The sequence below is a fragment of the Virgibacillus dakarensis genome (assembly GCF_900155625.1).
GTDB classification, from domain to species: Bacteria; Bacillota; Bacilli; order Bacillales; family Amphibacillaceae; genus Lentibacillus_C; species Lentibacillus_C populi.
In genome coordinates, this window is sequence record NZ_LT732554.1 from 606,982 (window position 1) to 628,473 (window position 21,492).

Consider the following 21,492-nt stretch of genomic DNA (forward strand, 5'->3'; position numbering starts at 1 on the left):
TGAAAACAACTTGTACAAACACATCAAATCGTTCCCTCCAAAGGACTAAGATGGCTTTTCTTCCACTGTAACCATTGACGTTCCCGTGTTTTTCTTGGGACAAACTTACGGATATCATCAGCATGATAGCCAACCTGATACCTTTTTTCATCTATTATGATTGGACTTCGCAATAATTTAGGGTATTGATGAATTAACCCTAGCAATTGCTGGAGTGGCAGTGAATCCATATCGAGATTTAGGTCCTTGTAGATCTTGGATTTCCTTGCAATAATTTCATCTGTTCCTTCCTCGGTTCTACTAAGAATGGTTTGTAGTTCATGAACGGTTAACGGATTTTTTATAATATCCCTTTCCACATAAGGGATATCGTAATTGTCAAACCATTTCTTTGCTTGCCGAGTGGATGAACATGGTGATCCATAGATTGTCACTGTCATAGTACATACCCTACCTTTTTTATTTCAGCTTTTTTAAGATCTGGAACATGCTAAAAAGCACCTTTATTACACACTAATATTTCCATTTAATTCCATAAATATACATTAAGTGACATTGTGTCATATTGCTATATTTCTATAATAAATGACACAACGTCATTTGTCAATAAATTAAATGACATCGTGTCACTTGCTGTCAAATTAACATAAAGTGAATCTCCATTTCAGTGGGGTTTCCGACGCACAGGACGTGCCAGTCGGGTGAAGGCTTGTAGACAGTCTTTGTTCCTAAAATCAAGAATATACCGACTGTTACTCAAGACACAAAGCGTTATGAAATATAATTTCTTTCAGACTTTATCCCCCACCTTCACTTTTTTGGTTTACTTATGCCTAGAGATGGGGGTATTACAGCCTGTTAATGCCCGGTAAAAAGAGCGGGAATATTAAGCAGCCCGCTCCATTTCGTATGCACCTCAAATATAACGGCGATTTATTTTGTTCCCATCAAAGGAAAAAAGCGTCTGTTTATCCTCCACGCACGTTTCCAAATACACAGACCGCCCCCATAATTGGAAAATGTATGGAAGGACATTTTCCAAGTAATTGAGGTCAAGTTCAATCCCCTCATAACGATGCACCAAATAAAGGTAACCATTCCGCAGATAATCACCATCTTCCACACATATATACGGAAAACCGCCATTTACCCGCATTGAAATCAGCTGATCGCGCACGTTTTCATAATCCTTCTCTGTAATCCGATAATCGCTGCCTTGCTTTTCAAATAAATACATATCTTCTTGCTGAACGAGATCCTTCGTTAAATAGTTCCGAATAAATGAAGTATCTGATTCAATTTCCCGTACTTCAAATATTTTCTCCCTGCCGGATCCCGGTTCAATTCCCATGCGTTTCATATCGTCTGTCGGATGGTTATAACGTTCTTCAATATCCTCAAACATCTTAACACCGAGGTAATATGGATTGATTTGTGTTTTCGAAGGCTGCACGACTCCCGCATTTAATGTTGCAAACTCAACCGTTTCATCGGGCGTCAAATCCATTTCTCTTAATATCCGCTGATGCCAGTAGGATGCCCAGCCTTCATTCATGATCTTTGTCTCCAGTTGTGGCCAGAAATAAAGCATTTCCTCACGCATCATTGTTAAAATATCACGTTGCCAGTCCTCCAGCTCGCGGCTGTATTCCTCGATAAACAACAGAAGATCTTTTTCGGGACTTGGAGGGAATTTTTTCTTCTTTTTATCTTGCTTAGGCTTTTGGTCCGCGGCTTCCTTATCCAAGTCCCATAAATCATCATACGGTGTTTTTACTTTCGGACTTTTCTTCTCATCCTCATTCACTTCATACGACGTTAATTTCGGTCTGACGATGGATGGGTCAATGTGTTCCTGAATAGACAAAACTGCATCTAAAAATTGCTCCACCTCATCTTTTCCATGAATCATCTCATAATCGGCAATTCGTTCCGCCGTTGCAGTCATACTCTCCACCATGTCTCTTCGTGTATTGGAAAAACGAACATTATTTTTGAAAAAATCACAGTGGGCAAGTACATGGGCAACGATTAATTTATTTTGAATCAGGCTGTTTGTATCAAGCAAAAAGGCGTAGCAAGGATTAGAATTGATCACAAGTTCATATATTTGACTCAACCCAAGATCATAATGCAGCTTCATTTTATAAAACTGCTTGCCAAAGCTCCAATGGCTAAACCTTGTTGGCATACCGTATGCACCAAAGGTATAAATAATATCAGCAGGGCAAATTTCGTAACGCATTGGATAAAAATCAAGGCCAAATCCGGATGCAATTTCGGTAATTTCATCAATAGCATGTGTCAGTTTCTTTGTTTCTGTCAACATGATCCCTCCAAGTGTACTTTTTATAGTTTATGAACGGAGGATGGAATGATGAACCTGGGATATTTATGTTAAACTAACTGATGCTTACCAATTGTGTAAAAAGTAACAAGATATCTAACAACCTGTTCGGGGTTTCTTCTGAACTGGACAGAAATTACCATCCAGTTGCCACATGTTCGGCTGTATGATTCTTATATGAAAGGAAAGTTTAAACTACAAGGAGGGATTTCTCATGGAACATGCCTTTTTATCGGTTGAGGAATTCAATCAGCTTCTACATCAGTGGAATGGCCAAACAATAAAGGTTTCCAAGCATGAACTGAATGACTTTGATGAAACGTTACTTGAATTACAAGACATTTCCTATTCAACAAATACAAGAAGAATCGATGATTATGAAGCAAAGCATGCACTACAGTTAAACGGCAGCGGAAGCATTATTACTGACACAAATGATCTTCAGTCCTTACCATCATCATTATATGAAATACCATTGGAAGACAATACGTTATATGAATTTGATGGGTCACGCTTTTTAGTAAGTACGTCAAGAGGGGTCTATAAAATCGAACTGGTAAACGATCAGGAGAGATAGGCAGGACAACCGGGTTTTATCAACGATCAGCAACTCCTTTTAAACTTTCCGGCACACAGGCCTGCCTTAAGGAAAAAGGAAAACCCCCGAAGCCTGGGGGTTTTAAACTACAGCAGCTTCTTTTTGGAAAAAGCTTTTCATCGCATAGTATACATCGCTTTTTTCTTTCAGGATATAGTGACGGAATTTCGGATTTTCAATTGTTCCATACGCATTCATTAATGTGGAACGGCGGTTATACTCGTTCACTTCTCCATAGCCAAACATATTGGAAACATCCATAATCTCATTGATCAGCTCCAAACATTTCGGGTTATCAGAGGTTACGTTCTCCCCGTCTGAAAAATGAAAAGGATAAATATTAAATCGGGATGGATTAAATTTTTCTTCAATAAGTTCCAACGCCTTGTAATAAGCTGATGAGCAAATCGTTCCACCGCTTTCTCCTTTTGAAAAAAAGGCTTCTTCTGATACAACCTTTGCCTCTGTATGATGGGCAATAAAGGCAATCTCTACCGTTTCATACTTAGACCTCAAAAATTTTGTCATCCAGAAAAAGAAGCTTCTGGCCAAATATTTTGCAAAAATACCCATCGATGCGCTTGTGTCCATCATCGCCAGCACAACTGCTTTCGATTCTGGCTTCACTACATCATTCCATGTTTTAAAGCGGAGATCATCATTATAGATGGGTGTAATGCCCGGATTCCCTTCCGTTGCATTTCGTTTCAGGGCTGTCAAAATGGTTCGCTTTTTATCAATATTTCCCATTAATCCTTTCTTACGGACATCGTTAAATTCTGTCTTTTCCGTTATGATTTCTGCCTGTTCTTTTTGCTGCAGGTTTGGCAGTTCCAATTCTTTAAACAGAGCATCCTCTATTTCAGCCAAGGATACATCTGCCTCATAATAATCATTTCCTGGTCTGTCACCTGCCTTTTGTCCTCTGCCAGCACCCTTATTCCCCTGACCACTCGGATCACGTGCAACAACATCACCAACCTGACTATCACCATTCCCTTGACCGACATGTTTTGATTTATTGTAATTGTAACGGATTTTGTATTCATCTAAAGATCGAATAGGGATTTTAATGACATCCCGGCCATTTGACATGATAATATTTTCTTCGCTAATTAAATCCGGCAAATTATTCTTAATTGCTTCTTTTACTTTATCCATGTGACGCTGCTGATCTTGATGACCTTTGCGATGGAGGGACCAATTTTCCTTGGAGACGACAAAATTCTCTTTACCTTCCTGCATGCTATCCCCTCCTGTTATTGTTTGAAAATTTAAACGAAATGTTTCTATATTCTATGCAACCTTTTCAAGTTATTGCACAACATTTTAATTACAAAAACAAGACTAATTGAATTAGCCTTGTTTTTAGCAAATTTAACGATTGAGCAAGCTTCCGACGTACTTTAATAGCTCGTTGGCAGAAATGGAATTGTAGCCATATTCATCGATAAGTCTTGCTATCACTTCGTTAATTTTCTTAAGTTGTGATTCATCCGGGGTTTTGGAAGACGTCGTAATTTTAACGACATCCTTTAAATCAGCAAATAATTTCTTTTGAATGGCCTCTCGCAAACGTTCATGTGAATTATATTCAAAACGTTTCCCTTTTCTTGCGTAGGCGGAAATACGAATAAGGATTTCTTCTCGAAATGCCTTTTTCGCATTCTCTGATATACCAATTTGCTCTTCAATCGATCGCATTAATTTTTCATCCGGATTCATTTCTTCTCCGGTCAACGGGTCTCTCAGTTTATTTTTATTGCAATACGCCTCTACATTATCAAGGTAGTTATCCATCAATGTTTTAGCAGATTCTTCATAGGAATATACGAATGCCTTTTGCACTTCCTTCTTGGCAATTTCGTCATACTCTTTACGGGCAACCGCAATATAATTCAAGTACTTATCCCGATCCTCCCGGGAAATCGATGCATGCTGATCAAGCCCATCCTTTAAGGAACGCAGCACATCAAGAGCATTGATGGATGGTACTTCTTTACGAATAATCGTTGAGGAAATCCGGTTAATAACATAACGAGGGTCAATTCCATTCATTCCTTCGTCCGGAAATTCCTTCCTTAGTTCCTCTACATCAAGCTGGTTAAACCCTTCCACACTTTCCCCATCATAAAGCCGCATCTTCTTAACATGGTCGACCCCCTGCTTTTTCGAATCCTCCAGCCGCGTCAGAATGGAGAAAATAGCCGCTACTCTTAATGCATGAGGGGCAATGTGGACATGCCTCATATCACTTTCATTGATCATCTTTTGGTAAATTCGCTCTTCCTCACTCACTTTCAGATTGTATGGAATAGGCATAACAATAATTCTTGAATGCAGCGCCTCATTTTTTTTATTGGAAATAAAAGAGCGATATTCCGCCTCGTTCGTATGGGCTACGATAAGTTCATCCGCCGAAATTAACGCGAACCTGCCCGCCTTAAAGTTACCTTCCTGTGTTAACGATAATAGATGCCAAAGAAATTTTTCATCACATTTCAGCATCTCCTGAAACTCCATCATCCCCCGATTGGCTTTGTTCAATTCACCGTCAAACCGATATGCACGCGGATCGGATTCTGAACCATATTCAGCGATCGTAGAAAAGTCAATGCTGCCGGTTAAATCAGCGATATCCTGCGATTTCGGATCAGATGGGCTGAATGTTCCTACTCCAACCCGTTTATCCTCGGAGAAAAATATCCGCTCCACTTTCACATTCTCAATCATTCCGTCATATTCCTTCTCAAGTCGCATCGTATTCAGCGGTGACAGACTTCCTTCGATACGAATACCATATTCTTGATAAAAATCGGCTCGCAAATGTTGGGGAATAAGATGGAGTGGGTCCTCATGCATCGGACAATCTTTAATAGCATAAACTGCCCCTTCCTCTGTTCTTGAATATGCTTCAAGCCCACGCTTGAGCATTGTTACAATTGTCGACTTCCCCCCACTGACAGGTCCCATTAATAATAAAATCCGTTTTCGGACATCAAGACGTTTGGCTGCTGGATGAAAATATTCCTCTACAAGTCTCTCAATTGCATCCTCCAGCCCAAATATCTCCTCGCCGAAAAAGTGATACATCCTTTTACCGTCTCTTTCCGTTAATCCTGAGCTTTTAATCATATTATAAACGCGTGAATGAGCTGTTTGGGCAACTTCTGGTCTTTCCTTTACAATTTCCAAATACTCGGCGAATGTACCTTCCCACTTCAGTTGTCGTTCCTCTTCCCGATGATGCCTCACTTTGTCAAGTATATCCATTCTGTCTCCTCCATTCAGGGCAAGGTTTATATAGCCTATGCAAAAAAAGAGGTTGTGATGCCGAAATTGGGTTTCCGTATATACAGGAATTTAATAACCGACTGTCAGTAAATGAAAGTATAATAGTTTGCGATTTCAATTAATAGTATTAAAATGAATAAGGGCATATGTTCATTAGGAAGGCGAATATATCTATTTGGAATTACTACTTTATCATGCATTAACTGGCTGTAATACCCCCACATCATATGGGCAACAACTAACGGTAAGGAAGGAAAGGAACCCCCCACTAAATGAGGTTCCACTTTATTAGAAGGTAAGGAGTCACAATGATGAAACCAATGATCAACAAATTATTTTTACATTACTGGAATCCGTATTTGGCGCTTGTCGCCTGCGGAATTCTCAGTGCGGTATATTTTGGCATTACCAAAGGTGTTTGGGCTGTAACAGGTGAATTCACTCGTTTAGGAGGCCATATTTTACAGTTTTTCGGTGTAGATATTTCTGATTGGGCGTACTTTGATTTAGTGCATATGCAAGGGAGCACCTTCACCCGGACGGACGGCTGGATTGTTTGGGGAATGTTTATCGGGGCCTTGGTAATGGTTCTTTTCAGCAATAATTTTAAAATACGAATCCCAAGGCAAAGGCGACGTCTTGTTCAAGGATTAATTGGCGGGGTCATCGCCGGATTCGGTGCACGCCTTGCGTTGGGGTGTAATCTGGCCGCATTTTTCACGGGGATGCCGCAATTCTCATTCCACTCCTGGATTTTTATCGTTGCAACAGCAATTGGTACCTATTTTGGCACAAAAATTACCAAGAAATCCTGGTGGAAAGGGAAACCTGCGTTAAAAAAGGGAAATGCAATGCCATCAGCTAAAAAGGACCGAAAGATTCAGCCCTATGTTGGCGGGATTATTACACTAGTGTATGCCGGACTTATTTTCTACTTCTTCCTGACAGGCAAACCGATGCTTGGTGTTGCCGCATTATTCGGAGCATTCTTTGGTATTTTGATTGAAAGAGGGCAGATTTGTTTCACTTCCGCATTTCGTGATTTATGGATAAGTGGACGAGGGATTATGGCTAAAGCAATTATAGCAGGAATGGCAGTGAGTTCGGTGATCACCTTAATTATTATGTTGATTTACGGACTCGAACCGATCACGCAGATTGCGGCACCAAGTACATTTATTGGCGGCATCCTGTTTGGCCTTGGCATTGTCTTGGCAAGCAGCTGTGAGACCGGGATGATGTATCGGCTAATGGAAGGGCAAATCCTTTATTTGACTGTATTTATCGGAAATATTATTGGAGCAACAGCACTTGCTTATGCATGGGATCATCTTGGTGTATACAGTTTACTTGTCGAAAGTGGCAACAAAATAAATCTGATTACCGCCATAGGACCACTTAAGGCAATAATAGCAACACTTATAGTACTTGGAATTTGCTTTGCCGTTACAGCATATTGGCAAAAACATTATCGTTTTGGAGTTGGATTCAAGAAAGGAGCACAAAAACATGTCAGCTGATTACACATTGGACTTGCGAGGAGAATCGTGTCCATATCCTGTCATTTATACATTGGAGACACTGCAAAGCATGCAAAAAGGGGAGCTTCTCCAAGTTATTACCGACTGTCCATCCTCATTTCGCAATGTGCCAGAAGAGGTCTTGAAACATGGCTATCAATTTGCTAAGGATCCGGTTAAAAATGGACAGGAGTATTTGTTTTATATTATTGCTTAGATGATAGGATACCAAGACATCAGATTCTATTCAAACTACCAAAAACAGGCACTTTCTGCTAAGGAAATGTCTGTTTTTGGTTCGTTTGTTTTTAAACCCCACTGTCAATAAACACCGTCAGTACCTTTGCCCCATTATTATCAACCGGGATGAACAAGTGTGGCTTCACTCCTTTAAAATAGGAGGTGTCACCTTTTTCCATAAAGTGTTTTTGCCCATCATAAAGTAAATAAATCGACCCCTCAAGAATATAAATAAATTCGTCCTGTGAGTGGGTATATGGTTCGTGCCGCAAATTGGTATCCTTTGGCGTCACATGAACAATGGTAGGTTCAACGCTGGAAAAGCGGGATCTGGCGAGCAGTTCGTACGAATATCCCATGCTCTCATCACCGACACTAAATTGCCTTTTCGATTTTGGAAGGAGTACAAGATCTGTTTCCGGATGGCCGTCCAGCACCCAGGATAGTGGTACATCCAACGCTTCACTAATTTTTGATAATGTTGCAACCGCAGATGCCGTTTGTCCATTTTCAATTTTGGACAAAAGGCTTTTGGAAATACCACATTGATCCGCGATCTGTTGCTGGGTATTTTTGCTTCGTAAACGGGCTTGTTTAATTTTTTGGCCAATATGCTGCAGGTTTATGATCATTCTCCCCTTTCCCACCGAAACAGGTATATGTGCTTTTATATTAGAATAGCACATTATTTACGTCAAGACAGGAAAAAACAGGCGATTTAAAATTCAAGCTGCCAAATATAAAATGGCAGCCCGTCATTCAGTCTTCCTTTTTCCGTTCGTAATCACACTTTCAATGCTGACTTTCGGCATATGCGAGTGATTTACTAGGAAGTGCCTTTCCCAATTTTTTCTGGATAAAAAATGCCGCTTCCTGAAGCTTCTTCTCGTCAATTCCTGTTTTGATACCAAGACCGTGCAATAAATATAAAACGTCATTTGTCGCGACATTACCGGCAGCTCCCGGGGCATACGGACACCCCCCCAATCCGCCGATCGAACTGTCAAATCTGGTGATTCCGTATTCAAGTGATCTTGTTATATTGGCAATAGCCATCCCCCTTGTGTCATGGAAGTGCATGATAATCTTTTCCTTAGGATAGCGACTCAATACTACTTCCAGTAACTGATCCACTTGTAGCGGAACCGCCGTACCGATCGTATCGCCAAGCGAAATATCATCCACCCCAAATTCAAACAATTGATCACATACACGAATAACCTGCTGCGGTACTATTTTTCCTTCAAAGGGACAGTCAAAAACGGTGGAAATATAGCCGGTTACATGCTTATTAGCCTGCTTCGCCCCCTTGATAACCTCCCCTAAGACCGAATACGTTTCCGCTATGGTTTTGTTAATATTCTTCTTGTTATGTGACTCACTTGCGGACATAAATACCGATGCTCCATCAATTCCTGCCTCGAGTGCAAGTTCCAGTCCCTTCCTGTTTGGGACAAGTGCAGAGTAGCGAACATTTGGGTTCCGTTTAATTTTCCTGCCAACTTCGTGTGCATCAGACAATTGTGGTACCCATTTCGGATGAACAAACGAAGAATACTCAATCTCCCTGACTCCTGATTCGGATAACATGTTGATCCAACTTACCTTGTCAGCTGTTGCTAAACGTTTCTTTTCATTTTGCAAGCCGTCACGTGGTCCAACTTCCTTAATCTGCACATCATTTGGCCAACGCATAATTTTCCCCCTCCACTTCTATTTTGAACATCATTGTAGTTCTTTTAAAAATCACCATTTATTGAATGCGCTTCCAAACAACTGGTAAGCATATAAAACGCTCACTATTTACATATCCGAAAACAGCTTTGTGTGTGCGTAACATATACGTTGGTTATACCTTCATATCATAATATTCAATTTAGTTTATTTTGATTCAACACTGTTGAATACAATATATAATAAATATTCCCAAAATGTCAACTGTTTCAATGCAAAAATTTTCGGGAACTCCCATATGTAATGGACTTACATCCTTATTTATAATTTTTTCTTAATGCGGTAAACTATACTAAGGACAGCTGAGACAGGAAGGATGACCACCATGGATTCCAGCAGTAAAATATTAGCATCACTAAACTATTTTAGTATCTTTTTTGCACCCTTTTTATTTCCCATTATCGTTTATTTTGTAGTTACTGAGTACGATGTTAAATATCATGCTAAGCGAGCTTTTCTATCACATATTGTCCCTTTTGTGGTTCTCCTGTTAGCTATCGGTTTGGGTATTGCCTTCAGCTTTTCCAATTCATTCGGATTAGCAACGGGCACAATTATTTCAGGGTACCTAATTGCCGGTATTTTATATGTCATTTTTCTAATTTGGAATGTCGTGCAAGGTATAAAAATATTCACCTGATATTCTCATCAAATTTTGATTTCTTTCACAAGCTATGCTTACCTGACAGCGTTACTATATAGTTAGATCAAAAGAAAGGAACAAGAAAAGCGATGAAAAAATTAATTGTTTTACTTATGGGCTATGGGCTTACTTTTACTTGTAGCATGCGGGACAACCAGTGACAATATCGGGTAGAACGGACAAACAAATGCTAATGGAAGTATGGCACAAAATGCAACTGGAAATTCAAGTGAAGACGAAAATACTACTGCTGCTAATACGGAACAAATTCCTGAGTATCCAATCTTAAACGATAATATCGATATGTCAGCATATAAGCTTGACGTCAAAGAGGATAATCCACACAAACGAATCGTCATTTTGAAAAATAAGCAGGGTGAAGAAAAATACAAAAGCATCTTCATTAAGAAAACAGGGAGAATGAAGCTTATAGAATTTGACAACGGATTGCTTTTTAATCAAGTCATTGAATAGGATAAAAATCACTTGCCAACAATTTAGGGAAGTGATTTTTTCAAACACGTTACAAAATAACAGACATATAGTGTATAGAATTTAAAACCAGGAGGCGTCATATTGATGTATTATCCCCTTCCTCTCTATCCAGTATATCGTCTGCCCTCAGGTCAAGCAGTTTATCAGGTTCCCGGACACTATGCTATTCCCGGGCAGCGACACTTCCCAGCAATCAGACAACAATATCCGGAAGCTGATCCAACACTTTTTCATGAATCAGCTGGGGCGTTTAAGCAATTAATGAAGGTTGGTACTGTCCTTTTAAACAAACTTACCGCATCAAAGGAATTTGCTCAGCAAGTAATGGACGCAGCACAGCGTGGTGATAAAGAGAAGGTTAAACAGCTGATCCAGTCAACCGGAATCAAAGAAAAAGTAGATGTAGACTACAATCCGGATGGAATTACATTTAACATGTTTTCCAAGGTCGAAAAAGTGGATTGCTGTAAACTGGCTATGTCCCTTCGCTGGCGTTAGTATACCCCTGGAAACGGCTATCTTCGTTCATCCGGTAAGAATAGCCGTTTTTCACGTTTCAGGGATTCAATTTCTTACCTTTTTATAATATAAAATAAACGCAATTCCGATAACAGCAATGACTAAACCAATGTATACATACACACTGCTGGAGCTAAAAAAGCTTCTAAATCGTTCATAGTTGCCGTTAAAATAATCCCCCAGCATAATCATGACATATGCCCATGGATAGATTCCTACAAACGTGAGGATAGCATACTTGACGACACTTACATTACTCATACCCGCCACAAAGGAAATATAATTCCCGATACCGAACGGTCTGGATAATGCAATACTCCAAATTCCGTATTGTTTGAAAAATGATTTTGCTTTATCAAGCCCCTTTTTAAACCTTTCAGGAAAATAGCCCTCTAGCTTCATCGCCAGAAAATACGGAACCAGGCTTGCCAGACTATAACACATGCTCATTTCAACCGCTAATAAAGCAGTATTCCAATAACCGGGGGATAATATATAACCAAAAGAAAGCACCAAAATAACCCCTGGAAATGGCAGTGATGAACCTTCCAAGAGCATGACAATATACAATCCTGGCTTTCCAATCGCGCCGAGCCAATCTAAAAATTGCTGAATCATTCCACTTCCCGCTTTCGATAGTTGTTGAGAATCCATTACTAGTATTCGTAGCAGAATGATTTTTTAAGCATTAAGTGAAAATTTCGTTCAATGAGGGGTTCCCGGAGGCGGGAGAATTACAGCACGTTAATGCGTGACAAAAGTCTAATTTCTGTTAGCGGCCTATCCGTTTGGGACCTTTATAAGAAAAACGCTGACGCATTTTTATGGCCAGATGTCGGATTGGAAGAAATCGGCTGCCTCGCCGATTTCAATATCTTTACCGCCTGCCAATTCTTTGCTTTCCTATTCTTCAAAGAAAAAACCACAGGGGAGTCCTATGGTTTCATCATTATATTAACCGTCAAAAACATGCTTCTTTAACGGATTACTACCGGTCCAACTAATATTTTCGGATTTGTCCCAAGTATTAGCTTGCAAATAGCAGGATAACCAATCTGCCTGTAGGAATCCAGCAATTGCTTCAAGTCTTGGGCATTTCTATCTTCTTTTAGTTTTTCAATTTCTTGTTGATAAACAGCCAATACATAGTCATCCTGTGACATTGGCCGAAACCTGCTTGGGTCTTCATTCATAATCAGGCAACCCATATATTGATATCCATACTGCAGCTGACGTGTCAAATGAATAACGTTCATAAACCTCCGATATAACATCGGTTTTGTCCTTTTAAAACTTTCAATCGCCTGTTGTGCACTTAGTAAATCACTGATACTCGGCGTTACTAGCATATTATCCCTCCTTATAAGAAAAGCGCAAGCGCCCGTTTAGCAACGTACAAACTGCGCCCGCGCAACGCGGGTGGTTCGGTGTTGCTGCCGGGAGCAGCGGTTTTAACCGAACACTCCTACCTACCGCAATGAGATAAAGGAAACATGCCCCTACACAGGGGTATGCCGACGTTGGCCGCAAAGGCCGTTTTTAGTCGGCCTTCCTTCTCCCCGAACCGATGTTGACTTATCGTAGTGAAGGAGTGTGAAGTTTGCTAGGCTTTAGCGCTTGAGCTGGACATGGCCAACTCTGACGTAAGCAGAATAGAACCTAAATTTTTATACTTTCTTTACTTACAAAATAGGTTTTTCCAAGGTAAGTTTGGATACTAGTTCCTTATTTTGCTGTCTTTTAAGCCGACGCATTTTTGCCCGTTCTGCACCTGTTTGATAAAGAAATTTTTCTTCCTCTGTTTCCGGGACAACTTCAGGTACAGTAATTGGTTTTTTATTATCGCCCAAAGCTACAAAGGTAAGAAATGCTGTAGCTGCAATTTTACGTTCTGCCGTTATCATGTCTTCTGCAATAACTTTGCAAAATATCTCCATAGAGCTTTTTCCTGTATAGGTAACACATGATTCGATACAAACAGAGTCACTTTGCCGGATTGGTTCGATAAAATTAACAGAATCTGTTGATGCGGTAACACATTCTTGCACCCTTGCATGCCTTCGGGCGGAAAGCGTCGCACATGCATCAAGCTTTTTCATCAGTACACCGCCGAACAATGTGTGGTAATTATTCAAATCATTAATCAGCACTTGATCTGTTTGAACAACACGTGTATCTTTAATTGTTTTTGACTTCATATGCCCCATCACCTTATCTATTCGTTCATTAGTTTCCAAGCTTATTTTATTACAGAAAATAGTATACGCCCCTCTCTCAATGCTGTACAATGCTAATCGTACATAGCCTGCATAACGAATTGTTATGGAAACGCTTCGCCATGGTAAAACAACAAAAAGGCTTCCCCTATTAAGGGGAGCCTCAACCAAGGTTTTAAATATTTTGAATCAATTTCTTTTTAGCAAAGCGAATAAATTCCTTGTTTATCTGAGATAAATATTCATCCTTTTTCCAAATAATTGCAAGGTTCCATTCAATGATTGGATTAGCCACCGCAATCGTTTGTACATCACTTGTCAATTCCTGACTTATACTTTCAGGTAGTAGTGTGATACCTAAACCGGAAGCCACCATTTCCTCAATAAAATCCAATTGTGATGTTTCGGATACAATTCTTGGTCGAAAACCAGTACTATCACAAGCGGTCAAGATAAGATTTCTGAGAGAAAAATCCTGGTTAAATAGTATAAACTTCTCGTCTTTAAGCTCCTTTAAGGATATTTCTGCTTTGTTTACAAGTGGGTGCGATGGTGGTACGACAACCTTCAGATTTTCATTCACAAATGTAAAATAGTCGAGAACATCATGTTTGGCAGGCAACACGACGACACCAAAATCCAATTTATCACTGACGATTTTCTCTTCAATCCGCTTGGAACCGTCCTCTTCCAACTGAAACGTCACCTCAGGATATTCGTTATGAAACGATGCGATCAACTGGGAGAAAAAAAAGGAATTGATGATCGTTGGCAGTCCAATACGGATATGACCCTTTTTCAATGTAAATAAATTACCAAGTTCTGTCTCAAGAAGGCGAACTTGTTTTTCAATTAATTTGGCATGTTTATACAAGATATGGCCAGCATCTGTAATAATCAATTCCTTCCGGGAACGTATAAAAAGCGGAACACCAAGTTCGTCTTCCAATGACTTAATGATTCTGCTTAAGGCAGGCTGGGTAATGTACAAATTTTCCGCCGCATGGGTAAAGCTGCCAGTATGAGCTACTTCAGCAAAATACTGCAAATGTTTAATATCCAATTACACCTACCACCTTTATCTTATCCGATATAATACTATATTTCCCCAAACGTAGCGATTCACTTCATAAGAAGCCATACGGTATACTTTTTCGCAATGAGATAACTTTTTCTTATTATGCTAAATGTTATTAAGAAATACCATTCCGTATTAACATGTATACAAGTGGAAAACGCTGGATGCTGTAAATAAGCTACATTACTACGGTGAAGGTAAACTGACACATCAACGAACAGCTTTTTACCATAACATAGGCAGGCTAGCCGTTTCCGTTCTATCTACAACCACAAAACAATCAGCCCTGGTGTAATAATTGATACCACTACTGCACTTACGACCATGGCAACGGTACTGATTGATCCCTCAAGCTGATTATGCTCCATCGCAGCTGCTGTTCCGATGGCATGGGATGCACAGCCCATGCCAACACCCCGTCCAAGATAGTGGTTGATTTTAAAAAACCGCAAAATGATTGTGCTAACCATCACGCCACCAATTCCGGCAATCATGACAAATACTGCTGCCAACGGAGTTATTCCTCCGGTTGAATCGGCGACGGCCATGGCGACTGGCGTAGTTACTGATTTTGGACTGAGCGAATAGATAATCAAGTCGTCAAAACCTGCCCATTTGGCAAGCAATATACCTGTGGACACCCCGACTACTGCACCAACCATCGTTCCACTGAAAACGGGAAGAATCAGTTCCTTTAGGATAGTACGTTGCTGGTAAAGTGGATAAGCGAGTGCAACCACGGCCGGACCTAACAGTTTATTGATCCATTCACCGCCAATCATGTATGTGTCATAAGGAATATGGAACGTTAACAGCACAACAACAATCATAAATGTTGCAATAATGACTGGCAGAGTAAATGTAAAATCAACATGTTGATGAACCTTTACCGCTGCCAAATACATAAGTAGTGTACCACCAATTGCTGCCATTCCGATTAGTACATTAATCATGGTTAACTTCCCTCCGCTGCATCATCCATTGACTTACAAAACCTGAACCGGCCATTACCAAAACCGTGCTGACAAGAACAATAAAAATGAGAAGAGATCCTTTACCGGTAAAAACATCCATGTAATCCAGGATCCCAACCGTAGCGGGGATAAAGAACAGGGTTAAATTTTTAATAATGACATTTGCACCATCCTCAATCCATGCTGTCTTCACTATATTCATTAAAAGCAGAACAAACAACAGGATCATGCCGATGACACTTCCCGGTATAAATAAATGGAAAACATGCTGAATTCCATTACCAATTAAACAAATACCGTATAAAATTGCAATTTGTAAAATAATCCTGGCTAGCTTCAACAATGATGACACTTCTTTCATAAAAAGGAGATTAAAAAAATACTATAAGAATCTATATTAGACCTTCTAGTATTCTTTGAAAAGTATTTTGTCTTCAAATTCGACCTATAAGTGCGTGTTCAAAAAGTCGCCGAATTGGGTCTTGAAGGTCGAGGCGGCATAGCTCCCGGCACCGGGCTTGTACAGGAGGTACTGACTTCTGCTGTTGGCGATTGTCGTGGGCGGTTTTAGCAGAAGATCCTTATCCCAGGTACATGAGGAGCGGAAAAGCAAGCGGGCGACACGATTCGTCGCTTATCATTTGGTGACTTTTTGAACATCCTCTATAAGACCCAATTCATCATCCTAATGATGAATCAGAACGGGCGCTTTCACTACTCGATAAGGAACTTTCCCTAATTTCGCAGCCATTTATCGAAAAAGTCCCGATAACCCTGTTTCATAACAGCACTTGAGAAATGGTTGAATGCATATTGCCGATTTTCCTGCGATACTTTATTCGGTGATGCCAAAGCCATATTGACCAGCTCAAACCAGTTCTTTTCATTACCGGAGAATGCGTGTTTGGAACTGATATGATCGTAACACGGATGCTCCGGTTTAACGATGATTTTTCCCATTGCCAATGCCTCCGTCAGCGGCATGGCAAACGTATCAAATATAGAACAGCTCCAATATACTTTGGCACTATTCATAAGCGAGAATATTTCATCCTGTGTTAAGGCAAACCGTAAATTCACATTGTCCGGTATGGAATATTGCTTCATACTTTCTCTGTACCGTTCTCCTCCGAATACCATAAATACATCCTTGTCCGGATTTTGCCGGGCATATTCCAGAACCAGATCCGGCCTGCGATTTGCTTCATCCCTGCCAATCCAAAGCACGCGGTTGGGAACGATTTGCATCGGGTCAAAATGCTTGTCAGCTAAAGCTTCATTAAAACCAATCGGAATTACTGTGACATCATCAACTTCAAATACTGTATGTAATTGTGTTTTTAAATATTCGGTTTGGACGATAGCCTTATCCACGATGTGATAAAATGGTTTCATCATCTCGTAACCGGTTAGTGCCGGATCCGGAAAACTGTGCGGGAAAAGCACACTATTTTTAATGAACATTTTTAAATAGGTAAAGCCTGAAACGGTATAAATAACATGATCAATATTTTCCGCGTAAATTTTATCAAGCACAATGTCGTAGTTTACCAAATCCCCTTTTTCGTGCTCGTAGCCTGACAAGTGGTCATACCCGCTAACATGCCGTTCCGGGGAGATAAAAACGATGTCGATCCCCAATTCCTTTCCGATTTGCTTTAGTCTATCGGCAAAAACACGAGGTCCCTGTGCTTCGGCAAATTGTATTTTCCGCATCAGTAATCCAACTTTTTTCATCTCTATCTACCTCTTAACAGTTTTTCTCTTCCTAAAATTTCTTGTGATTATTTTACCACAGTCCATAATTTTATTAGGCATTAACGGGCTGTAATCACCCTAAAGCGTGCAGAGTCCGTATGCCTTTGCCTGCATTAGCTCGCCTGTTTGTCGGAACCCCTCTGGATGAAGTATTACTTTATCTGACCGTACAATAGTTATGCTTTCGTCCTTGTTTCCCGCTGGTGAACATGCATAAGAAGACGGTACAAAAGCAAGGTCAATAATTGTGTAATTAGATACACACCAAACGAATAAGCTAACTTCCATCCATGGTAATTAAAAAAATGAAAGATGACGGATATCCCTTCAAACATCATCCCGAATAATGACCAGACCAAAATGTACAGGAAAATCCCCACCCCGCGAATGTGAAATTTTTCAAAAAAATAGATAAAAAAATAGGAAAACGGTGCATATAGACAATAGGCGATAATATCAAACAATTCATATTTATCTGTGTCCATCAAATTGTAAAAATTCAAATCGGGCGATGACAACAAATGATCGAACAGCCTGGCAATGACTGCTCCCAAAAGCATCATAACAATGGTAATACTTAAAGGAAACCTTTTGGGGAGTAAAAAAAAGAGGGAAAAAGAAAGGATTAGCCCAATGATGATAAAGACTTCATTTTCATCGAAAGCTATTGGTAAAAAAGTCATTAGCCGATTCCCTCCTTCCGTAAAACGCGTCTAAACCACCGATATAATATATACGTTGAGAATAAAACCAACGAAATAACGATAAGTGATTGCCAAAAAGACCAGTCCCGATAAGCTATTATTTCTCCTTTTACAAGCAAAAGCTCTGTACCATATATAACAGCAATGGAAAAAAACGTAAACATAACCTTCCATAATCGCCCGCGAATTGCTGCCAGCAAATTAAAATATGTCAGGTATAGTAATGGAAGAACGATAACTTCGTATAAACGGTAAACAAAAAACAGTTCAAGGCTCCCCGTAATATCCCATACCTGCAGATTAACGTATAAAATTGCAGAAAAGCTTGTGATCAAGAACTCCAATACCATAAAGATAAACAAATTCTCAAACACGTTTAACTTTTTCCCGGAAACAGAAAAGGCGATGATATATAGGATTGTCAGGTAAACAAAAAGAAGCGAATACATCTAGCTCAACTCACATTTTTTATTACTATTATTTGCTAAGACAAAGTGAATAATGTAAATGAGCTTATATTTTTGATGAATAGTTTCTGCCTGACGCCTTTTACAAGGGCGGTATCCTACAGCTTCCACCTTTTGTATATCAACAAAAAATTCTATATTCATTTTTTTCGGCTTGTTTGACCTGCAATAAATTTTCGTTGTTTTTACAGTTGTAATTGTGGACCGGCCGGCGGAATATTCCGAACCAGATTTCGCTGGATAGATGTCGTTTGCATGACTGTTCGTTTTCTTGTACTGCCGTTTATTCCGTTCGTATGCTGTCTAAAGTCACATCATTTAGCAGGAAGTATGTACTAGTGACATATTAGTCGGGCAGGAGGAATGACTAACCTTTTCACCGTTTGTGATAGTTTTATCTGAGGTCAATTCAAGGTTTCATGAAATAAATACTTCAGCCCTCGGTATTCCCAAAATAGGGTACCAAGGGCTTTATGCTTCATAAATGAGTTTTTCATATATATAGTTACAACTCTAAAATGATGTCTAGTATGACCAAAAATAAATTAGCAATTACATGCGTACAATAACCGCCCCTCCTCCAGACGGGGTTGAAACAGTTTGAGTTTGTTCTGGCGGATTTTGCAGGTGCCGGATTATCTCATTGTTTTGTTCTACTAATTGCACAAGCAGATGTTGCATATGGTCTAACTGCGTTTTCATATCGAACCCAGGTTCACTATATGGTGTATACGTTATTGGGTTATAATAGTAACCATTTGCATTTGTTCCATTATGCTGTCCGGTGAATGTATGAGATCCTTCGTAGCCATTAGGTGTTTTATGGAGATCTTTAGGGTATTGTTGATGATTAGGTGTTTCAGAAAATTGGCTGCTTGATGAAGGTACATTGTATCCACTTTGAACTCCGGTTGGACGCCGTAACGCATTACCGGTCTCCCTTTTCCCCTCGTAGTCTGAAGTTGGTTGATACGGATAATGACTATACATAGTTACCCCCCTCCGTCACAATATAATTTATTCAATATCCCGGAAAGGGGGTACATTTATCTGTAAATTGGTGAATTGGCCTATTTTAGGTTATTCAAAATTATCAAATGATACGGGCATGAACAACGGTTAATGCGACATTAATTTGTCAAAATAGGACTCAAGAAGGCTACTCCATAACGCCGCAAAATAAAAGCAACCAAAACCAGTTAAAAAGGGCCTTTCAACTCTTTTCTAAAGCAAAGGCCCGAGTATCAAAAAATTGTGTTTTCACATAAAACGATAAGATTTTAAAGGCATCGCTAAACCGTTCTCCACGTTACTGCTAGCTGTGTAGTAATTCGCTTAAGCAGGATTCTGGCATTATTTCCAATAATGAGCTTGAATACCTTTAAGCGTATCAACAGAACGATTAAATTTTTCTTTTTCAACGTCATCCAAGTCAAGTTCAACAATATTCTTCACACCAGAACGATCAATAACAGCAGGCGTACCGATATATACATTTTGATGTCCGTACTCGCCTTCTAACAACACACCAACCGGTAATGCAACCTGTTCATTTTTTAAAATTGCCTTCGTGATCCGAGCCAATCCCATGGCAATTCCGTAGAAGGTGGCTCCTTTTGATTCAATAATTTTATAGGCTGCATCACGCACTTCTACAGCAAGTTCCTCTCTTCTTTCATCTGTTAGCCTGGACGCTATCGATACTCCAGAAATGTTAGCCGCGCTCCAAACTGGAAACTGTGAATCCCCGTGTTCACCAATAATATAAGCATGAACGCTTGTCGGTGCCGTATTAAACTCTTTACCCAATAAAAAACGCAGTCTCGCGGAATCTAATATTGTCCCTGATCCTATTACCCTTTCTTTTGGTAGACCAGAAAACTTCCAAGTAGCATACGCCAAAATATCTGCTGGGTTCGTTGCCACTAGAAAAATGCCATTAAAGCCAGATTTCATAACGTCTCCTACAATCGACTCAAATATCTTCATGTTTTTGCTTACGAGATCCAATCTTGTTTCTCCTGGTTTTTGGGCCGCTCCTGCACTTATTACCACAATTGCAGCATCCTGGCAGTCCTCATAAGAACCATATTTGATCGTCATCGTACTAGGTGCATAGACAACTCCATGATTTAAATCCATCGCATCGCCTTTTGCTTTTTCTTGATTTACGTCCACAAGCACCAATTCATCACATAAACCTTGATTCATTAACGCATATACATAACTTGAACCCACAGCTCCCGTTCCAACTAAAACTACTTTGTTTCCAACTGTAATACCCATATTGTTCCCTCCAGCAAAACTTATTTGTGATAATATTTACATAGGTGAGTCAAAAATAAGGGAAATTACTCCAACCTATTTTTAAGATAAAATATATGTGATTTATTTCACAAATTAATTATACAACATTTCCTTAAATGTCTGCAACTGCTAATTATTTTCCCCTTAGTCGTTGCATGGAAAATTTCGGAGTATTAGTATGCACTGAACACCGGTTGGTAACCTTGACTCTTTACTTGCCTCACCTTTTCTCCAATAGGTTGACATAGATAATTATTATACATAATTTCCCCCTTTATCCAAATAATATTTATTCTTTTCTTGGAAGGGGGACTTTATCCGTTAGTTGGTGAATCGATCTATTCGTTAAGCTCCTCTCGCCTTCTTTTTGGATGGCAAAATGATTTGTTCCCCTTTTTCATAAATCCCTAATAGTTTCTTGACTAAAATTAGCTTAGATACAAATCGGCAAGCAACTGCAGATGCAAAAATACCTAGAATTGCTGCTGCAAGGACATCTCCTGGATAATGAACACCTACCCCGAATACGGGAAAGTCCGACACAGGCAGCTAATCCTATCCAAAAATATCGCAATCTTTAAGAAAAACTGGGCAAACC

The 21,492-nt window shown here is 39.7% G+C and carries 26 protein-coding genes; 7 read left to right on the forward strand and 19 right to left on the reverse strand.

What is annotated here, in order from left to right; genetic code table 11:
• Window positions 1–23 precede the first annotated feature (23 nt).
• Together spx and CZ382_RS12515 are read right to left on the reverse strand one after the other, a co-directional pair.
• Entirely contained in the window at window positions 24–440 is a 417-nt protein-coding gene (gene spx, locus CZ382_RS12510; protein ID WP_088051555.1) for a transcriptional regulator Spx, read from the reverse strand.
• Window positions 441–916: 476 nt separating this feature from the next.
• Window positions 917–2,329: a SpoVR family protein gene (locus CZ382_RS12515; protein WP_188725278.1), complete on the reverse strand. Its 1,413-nt coding sequence runs from the start codon at window positions 2,327–2,329 to the stop codon at window positions 917–919.
• Between the two features lie 232 nt (window positions 2,330–2,561).
• Between CZ382_RS12515 and CZ382_RS12520 the strand changes: the two genes are divergently transcribed.
• Entirely contained in the window at window positions 2,562–2,924 is a 363-nt protein-coding gene (locus CZ382_RS12520) for a hypothetical protein (RefSeq protein WP_088051557.1), read from the forward strand.
• 102 nt (window positions 2,925–3,026) lie between these two features.
• Here the strand turns inward: CZ382_RS12520 and yhbH are convergent, their stop codons facing one another.
• Both yhbH and CZ382_RS12530 read right to left on the reverse strand, forming a co-directional pair.
• The gene (yhbH, locus tag CZ382_RS12525) at window positions 3,027–4,190 is read right to left on the reverse strand and encodes a sporulation protein YhbH (protein WP_088051558.1); all 1,164 of its coding nucleotides are present in this window, start codon (window positions 4,188–4,190) and stop codon (window positions 3,027–3,029) included.
• A 132-nt stretch (window positions 4,191–4,322) separates the two neighbouring features.
• Window positions 4,323–6,218: a PrkA family serine protein kinase gene (locus CZ382_RS12530; RefSeq protein WP_088051559.1), complete on the reverse strand. Its 1,896-nt coding sequence runs from the start codon at window positions 6,216–6,218 to the stop codon at window positions 4,323–4,325.
• Window positions 6,219–6,550: 332 nt separating this feature from the next.
• Here CZ382_RS12530 and yedE point away from each other — a divergent pair, with 332 nt between their 5' ends.
• Complete coding sequence (gene yedE, locus CZ382_RS12535) at window positions 6,551–7,759, forward strand: selenium metabolism membrane protein YedE/FdhT (protein ID WP_088051560.1); 1,209 nt, start codon at window positions 6,551–6,553, stop codon at window positions 7,757–7,759.
• On the forward strand, window positions 7,749–7,976 hold the full coding sequence (gene yedF, locus CZ382_RS12540) for a sulfurtransferase-like selenium metabolism protein YedF (protein ID WP_088051561.1): 228 nt from the start codon (window positions 7,749–7,751) through the stop codon (window positions 7,974–7,976). Before yedE ends, yedF begins: the two co-directional genes overlap by 11 nt.
• A gap of 91 nt (window positions 7,977–8,067) precedes the next feature.
• Here the strand turns inward: yedF and CZ382_RS12545 are convergent, their stop codons facing one another.
• Both CZ382_RS12545 and CZ382_RS12550 read right to left on the reverse strand, forming a co-directional pair.
• Window positions 8,068–8,631 (reverse strand): helix-turn-helix domain-containing protein, encoded by a 564-nt coding sequence (locus tag CZ382_RS12545; protein ID WP_088051562.1) that lies wholly within the window; start codon window positions 8,629–8,631, stop codon window positions 8,068–8,070.
• A 160-nt stretch (window positions 8,632–8,791) separates the two neighbouring features.
• Window positions 8,792–9,697, reverse strand: coding sequence for a hydroxymethylglutaryl-CoA lyase (locus tag CZ382_RS12550; protein WP_088051563.1), 906 nt, complete (start codon window positions 9,695–9,697; stop codon window positions 8,792–8,794).
• Between the two features lie 361 nt (window positions 9,698–10,058).
• On the opposite strand from CZ382_RS12550, the gene CZ382_RS12555 reads away from it, so the two are divergent.
• From CZ382_RS12555 to CZ382_RS12565, 3 genes are all read left to right on the forward strand, one after another.
• Window positions 10,059–10,373, forward strand: a complete 315-nt coding sequence (locus CZ382_RS12555; protein WP_088051564.1) for a DUF4870 domain-containing protein — start codon at window positions 10,059–10,061, stop codon at window positions 10,371–10,373.
• A gap of 204 nt (window positions 10,374–10,577) precedes the next feature.
• Window positions 10,578–10,850 carry a hypothetical protein gene (locus CZ382_RS12560; RefSeq protein ID WP_088051565.1) on the forward strand — a complete coding sequence of 91 codons (273 nt, stop codon included), beginning with the start codon at window positions 10,578–10,580 and terminating at the stop codon, window positions 10,848–10,850.
• Between the two features lie 102 nt (window positions 10,851–10,952).
• Entirely contained in the window at window positions 10,953–11,369 is a 417-nt protein-coding gene (locus CZ382_RS12565; protein ID WP_140392732.1) for a hypothetical protein, read from the forward strand.
• A gap of 66 nt (window positions 11,370–11,435) precedes the next feature.
• Here the strand turns inward: CZ382_RS12565 and CZ382_RS12570 are convergent, their stop codons facing one another.
• Complete coding sequence (locus tag CZ382_RS12570) at window positions 11,436–12,044, reverse strand: DedA family protein (protein ID WP_088051567.1); 609 nt, start codon at window positions 12,042–12,044, stop codon at window positions 11,436–11,438.
• 93 nt (window positions 12,045–12,137) lie between these two features.
• On the opposite strand from CZ382_RS12570, the gene CZ382_RS12575 reads away from it, so the two are divergent.
• Window positions 12,138–12,371, forward strand: a complete 234-nt coding sequence (locus CZ382_RS12575; RefSeq protein WP_088051568.1) for a hypothetical protein — start codon at window positions 12,138–12,140, stop codon at window positions 12,369–12,371.
• On the opposite strand, the gene CZ382_RS12580 is transcribed toward CZ382_RS12575, so the two are convergent.
• The 12 genes from CZ382_RS12580 to CZ382_RS12635 all read right to left on the reverse strand — a co-directional run bounded on the left by CZ382_RS12580 (window position 12,368) and on the right by CZ382_RS12635 (window position 21,437).
• Window positions 12,368–12,739, reverse strand: a complete 372-nt coding sequence (locus CZ382_RS12580; protein WP_088051569.1) for a hypothetical protein — start codon at window positions 12,737–12,739, stop codon at window positions 12,368–12,370. The genes CZ382_RS12575 and CZ382_RS12580 overlap by 4 nt on opposite strands.
• Window positions 12,740–13,072: 333 nt before the next feature.
• Window positions 13,073–13,588 (reverse strand): acyl-CoA thioesterase, encoded by a 516-nt coding sequence (locus tag CZ382_RS12585; protein ID WP_088051570.1) that lies wholly within the window; start codon window positions 13,586–13,588, stop codon window positions 13,073–13,075.
• Window positions 13,589–13,781: 193 nt separating this feature from the next.
• Window positions 13,782–14,669, reverse strand: a complete 888-nt coding sequence (locus CZ382_RS12590) for a LysR family transcriptional regulator (protein ID WP_088051571.1) — start codon at window positions 14,667–14,669, stop codon at window positions 13,782–13,784.
• A gap of 278 nt (window positions 14,670–14,947) precedes the next feature.
• Window positions 14,948–15,637 carry an LrgB family protein gene (locus tag CZ382_RS12595; RefSeq protein ID WP_088051572.1) on the reverse strand — a complete coding sequence of 230 codons (690 nt, stop codon included), beginning with the start codon at window positions 15,635–15,637 and terminating at the stop codon, window positions 14,948–14,950.
• A complete protein-coding gene (locus tag CZ382_RS12600) occupies window positions 15,630–16,001 on the reverse strand; it encodes a CidA/LrgA family protein (protein WP_235000427.1) in 372 nt (123 codons plus the stop codon). The genes CZ382_RS12595 and CZ382_RS12600 overlap by 8 nt, the downstream gene beginning before the upstream one ends.
• A gap of 392 nt (window positions 16,002–16,393) precedes the next feature.
• Window positions 16,394–17,395 (reverse strand): glycosyltransferase, encoded by a 1,002-nt coding sequence (locus CZ382_RS12605; RefSeq protein WP_088051574.1) that lies wholly within the window; start codon window positions 17,393–17,395, stop codon window positions 16,394–16,396.
• Between the two features lie 197 nt (window positions 17,396–17,592).
• Window positions 17,593–18,099 carry a hypothetical protein gene (locus CZ382_RS12610; RefSeq protein ID WP_088051575.1) on the reverse strand — a complete coding sequence of 169 codons (507 nt, stop codon included), beginning with the start codon at window positions 18,097–18,099 and terminating at the stop codon, window positions 17,593–17,595.
• Complete coding sequence (locus CZ382_RS12615) at window positions 18,099–18,569, reverse strand: hypothetical protein (RefSeq protein ID WP_088051576.1); 471 nt, start codon at window positions 18,567–18,569, stop codon at window positions 18,099–18,101. The genes CZ382_RS12610 and CZ382_RS12615 overlap by 1 nt, the downstream gene beginning before the upstream one ends.
• Window positions 18,570–18,833 carry an Ada metal-binding domain-containing protein gene (locus CZ382_RS12620; protein WP_088051577.1) on the reverse strand — a complete coding sequence of 88 codons (264 nt, stop codon included), beginning with the start codon at window positions 18,831–18,833 and terminating at the stop codon, window positions 18,570–18,572.
• 306 nt (window positions 18,834–19,139) lie between these two features.
• A complete protein-coding gene (locus tag CZ382_RS12625) occupies window positions 19,140–19,577 on the reverse strand; it encodes a hypothetical protein (RefSeq protein ID WP_088051578.1) in 438 nt (145 codons plus the stop codon).
• Window positions 19,578–19,940: 363 nt separating this feature from the next.
• A complete protein-coding gene (locus CZ382_RS12630; RefSeq protein ID WP_088051579.1) occupies window positions 19,941–20,873 on the reverse strand; it encodes an L-lactate dehydrogenase in 933 nt (310 codons plus the stop codon).
• 366 nt (window positions 20,874–21,239) lie between these two features.
• Window positions 21,240–21,437 (reverse strand): hypothetical protein, encoded by a 198-nt coding sequence (locus CZ382_RS12635; protein ID WP_088051580.1) that lies wholly within the window; start codon window positions 21,435–21,437, stop codon window positions 21,240–21,242.
• Between the last annotated feature and the right edge of the window lie 55 nt (window positions 21,438–21,492).

Excerpts from the sequence above, each read along its gene's own strand:
- CZ382_RS12545 (WP_088051562.1), bottom strand. The coding sequence starts at position 8,631 with ATGATCATAAACCTGCAGCATATTGGCCAAAAAATTAAACAAGCCCGT.
- CZ382_RS12530 (WP_088051559.1), bottom strand. The coding sequence starts at position 6,218 with ATGGATATACTTGACAAAGTGAGGCATCATCGGGAAGAGGAACGACAA.
- CZ382_RS12560 (WP_088051565.1), top strand. The coding sequence starts at position 10,578 with ATGGCACAAAATGCAACTGGAAATTCAAGTGAAGACGAAAATACTACT.
- CZ382_RS12610 (WP_088051575.1), bottom strand. The coding sequence starts at position 18,099 with ATGACTTTTTTACCAATAGCTTTCGATGAAAATGAAGTCTTTATCATC.
- CZ382_RS12515 (WP_188725278.1), bottom strand. The coding sequence starts at position 2,329 with ATGTTGACAGAAACAAAGAAACTGACACATGCTATTGATGAAATTACC.
- yhbH (WP_088051558.1), bottom strand. The coding sequence starts at position 4,190 with ATGCAGGAAGGTAAAGAGAATTTTGTCGTCTCCAAGGAAAATTGGTCC.
- CZ382_RS12585 (WP_088051570.1), bottom strand. The coding sequence starts at position 13,588 with ATGAAGTCAAAAACAATTAAAGATACACGTGTTGTTCAAACAGATCAA.
- CZ382_RS12630 (WP_088051579.1), bottom strand. The coding sequence starts at position 20,873 with ATGGGTATTACAGTTGGAAACAAAGTAGTTTTAGTTGGAACGGGAGCT.
- CZ382_RS12520 (WP_088051557.1), top strand. The coding sequence starts at position 2,562 with ATGGAACATGCCTTTTTATCGGTTGAGGAATTCAATCAGCTTCTACAT.
- spx (WP_088051555.1), bottom strand. The coding sequence starts at position 440 with ATGACAGTGACAATCTATGGATCACCATGTTCATCCACTCGGCAAGCA.
- CZ382_RS12595 (WP_088051572.1), bottom strand. The coding sequence starts at position 15,637 with ATGATTAATGTACTAATCGGAATGGCAGCAATTGGTGGTACACTACTT.
- CZ382_RS12575 (WP_088051568.1), top strand. The coding sequence starts at position 12,138 with ATGCGTGACAAAAGTCTAATTTCTGTTAGCGGCCTATCCGTTTGGGAC.
- CZ382_RS12615 (WP_088051576.1), bottom strand. The coding sequence starts at position 18,569 with ATGTATTCGCTTCTTTTTGTTTACCTGACAATCCTATATATCATCGCC.
- yedF (WP_088051561.1), top strand. The coding sequence starts at position 7,749 with ATGTCAGCTGATTACACATTGGACTTGCGAGGAGAATCGTGTCCATAT.
- CZ382_RS12625 (WP_088051578.1), bottom strand. The coding sequence starts at position 19,577 with ATGTATAGTCATTATCCGTATCAACCAACTTCAGACTACGAGGGGAAA.
- CZ382_RS12580 (WP_088051569.1), bottom strand. The coding sequence starts at position 12,739 with ATGCTAGTAACGCCGAGTATCAGTGATTTACTAAGTGCACAACAGGCG.
- CZ382_RS12605 (WP_088051574.1), bottom strand. The coding sequence starts at position 17,395 with ATGAAAAAAGTTGGATTACTGATGCGGAAAATACAATTTGCCGAAGCA.
- yedE (WP_088051560.1), top strand. The coding sequence starts at position 6,551 with ATGAAACCAATGATCAACAAATTATTTTTACATTACTGGAATCCGTAT.
- CZ382_RS12555 (WP_088051564.1), top strand. The coding sequence starts at position 10,059 with ATGGATTCCAGCAGTAAAATATTAGCATCACTAAACTATTTTAGTATC.
- CZ382_RS12570 (WP_088051567.1), bottom strand. The coding sequence starts at position 12,044 with ATGGATTCTCAACAACTATCGAAAGCGGGAAGTGGAATGATTCAGCAA.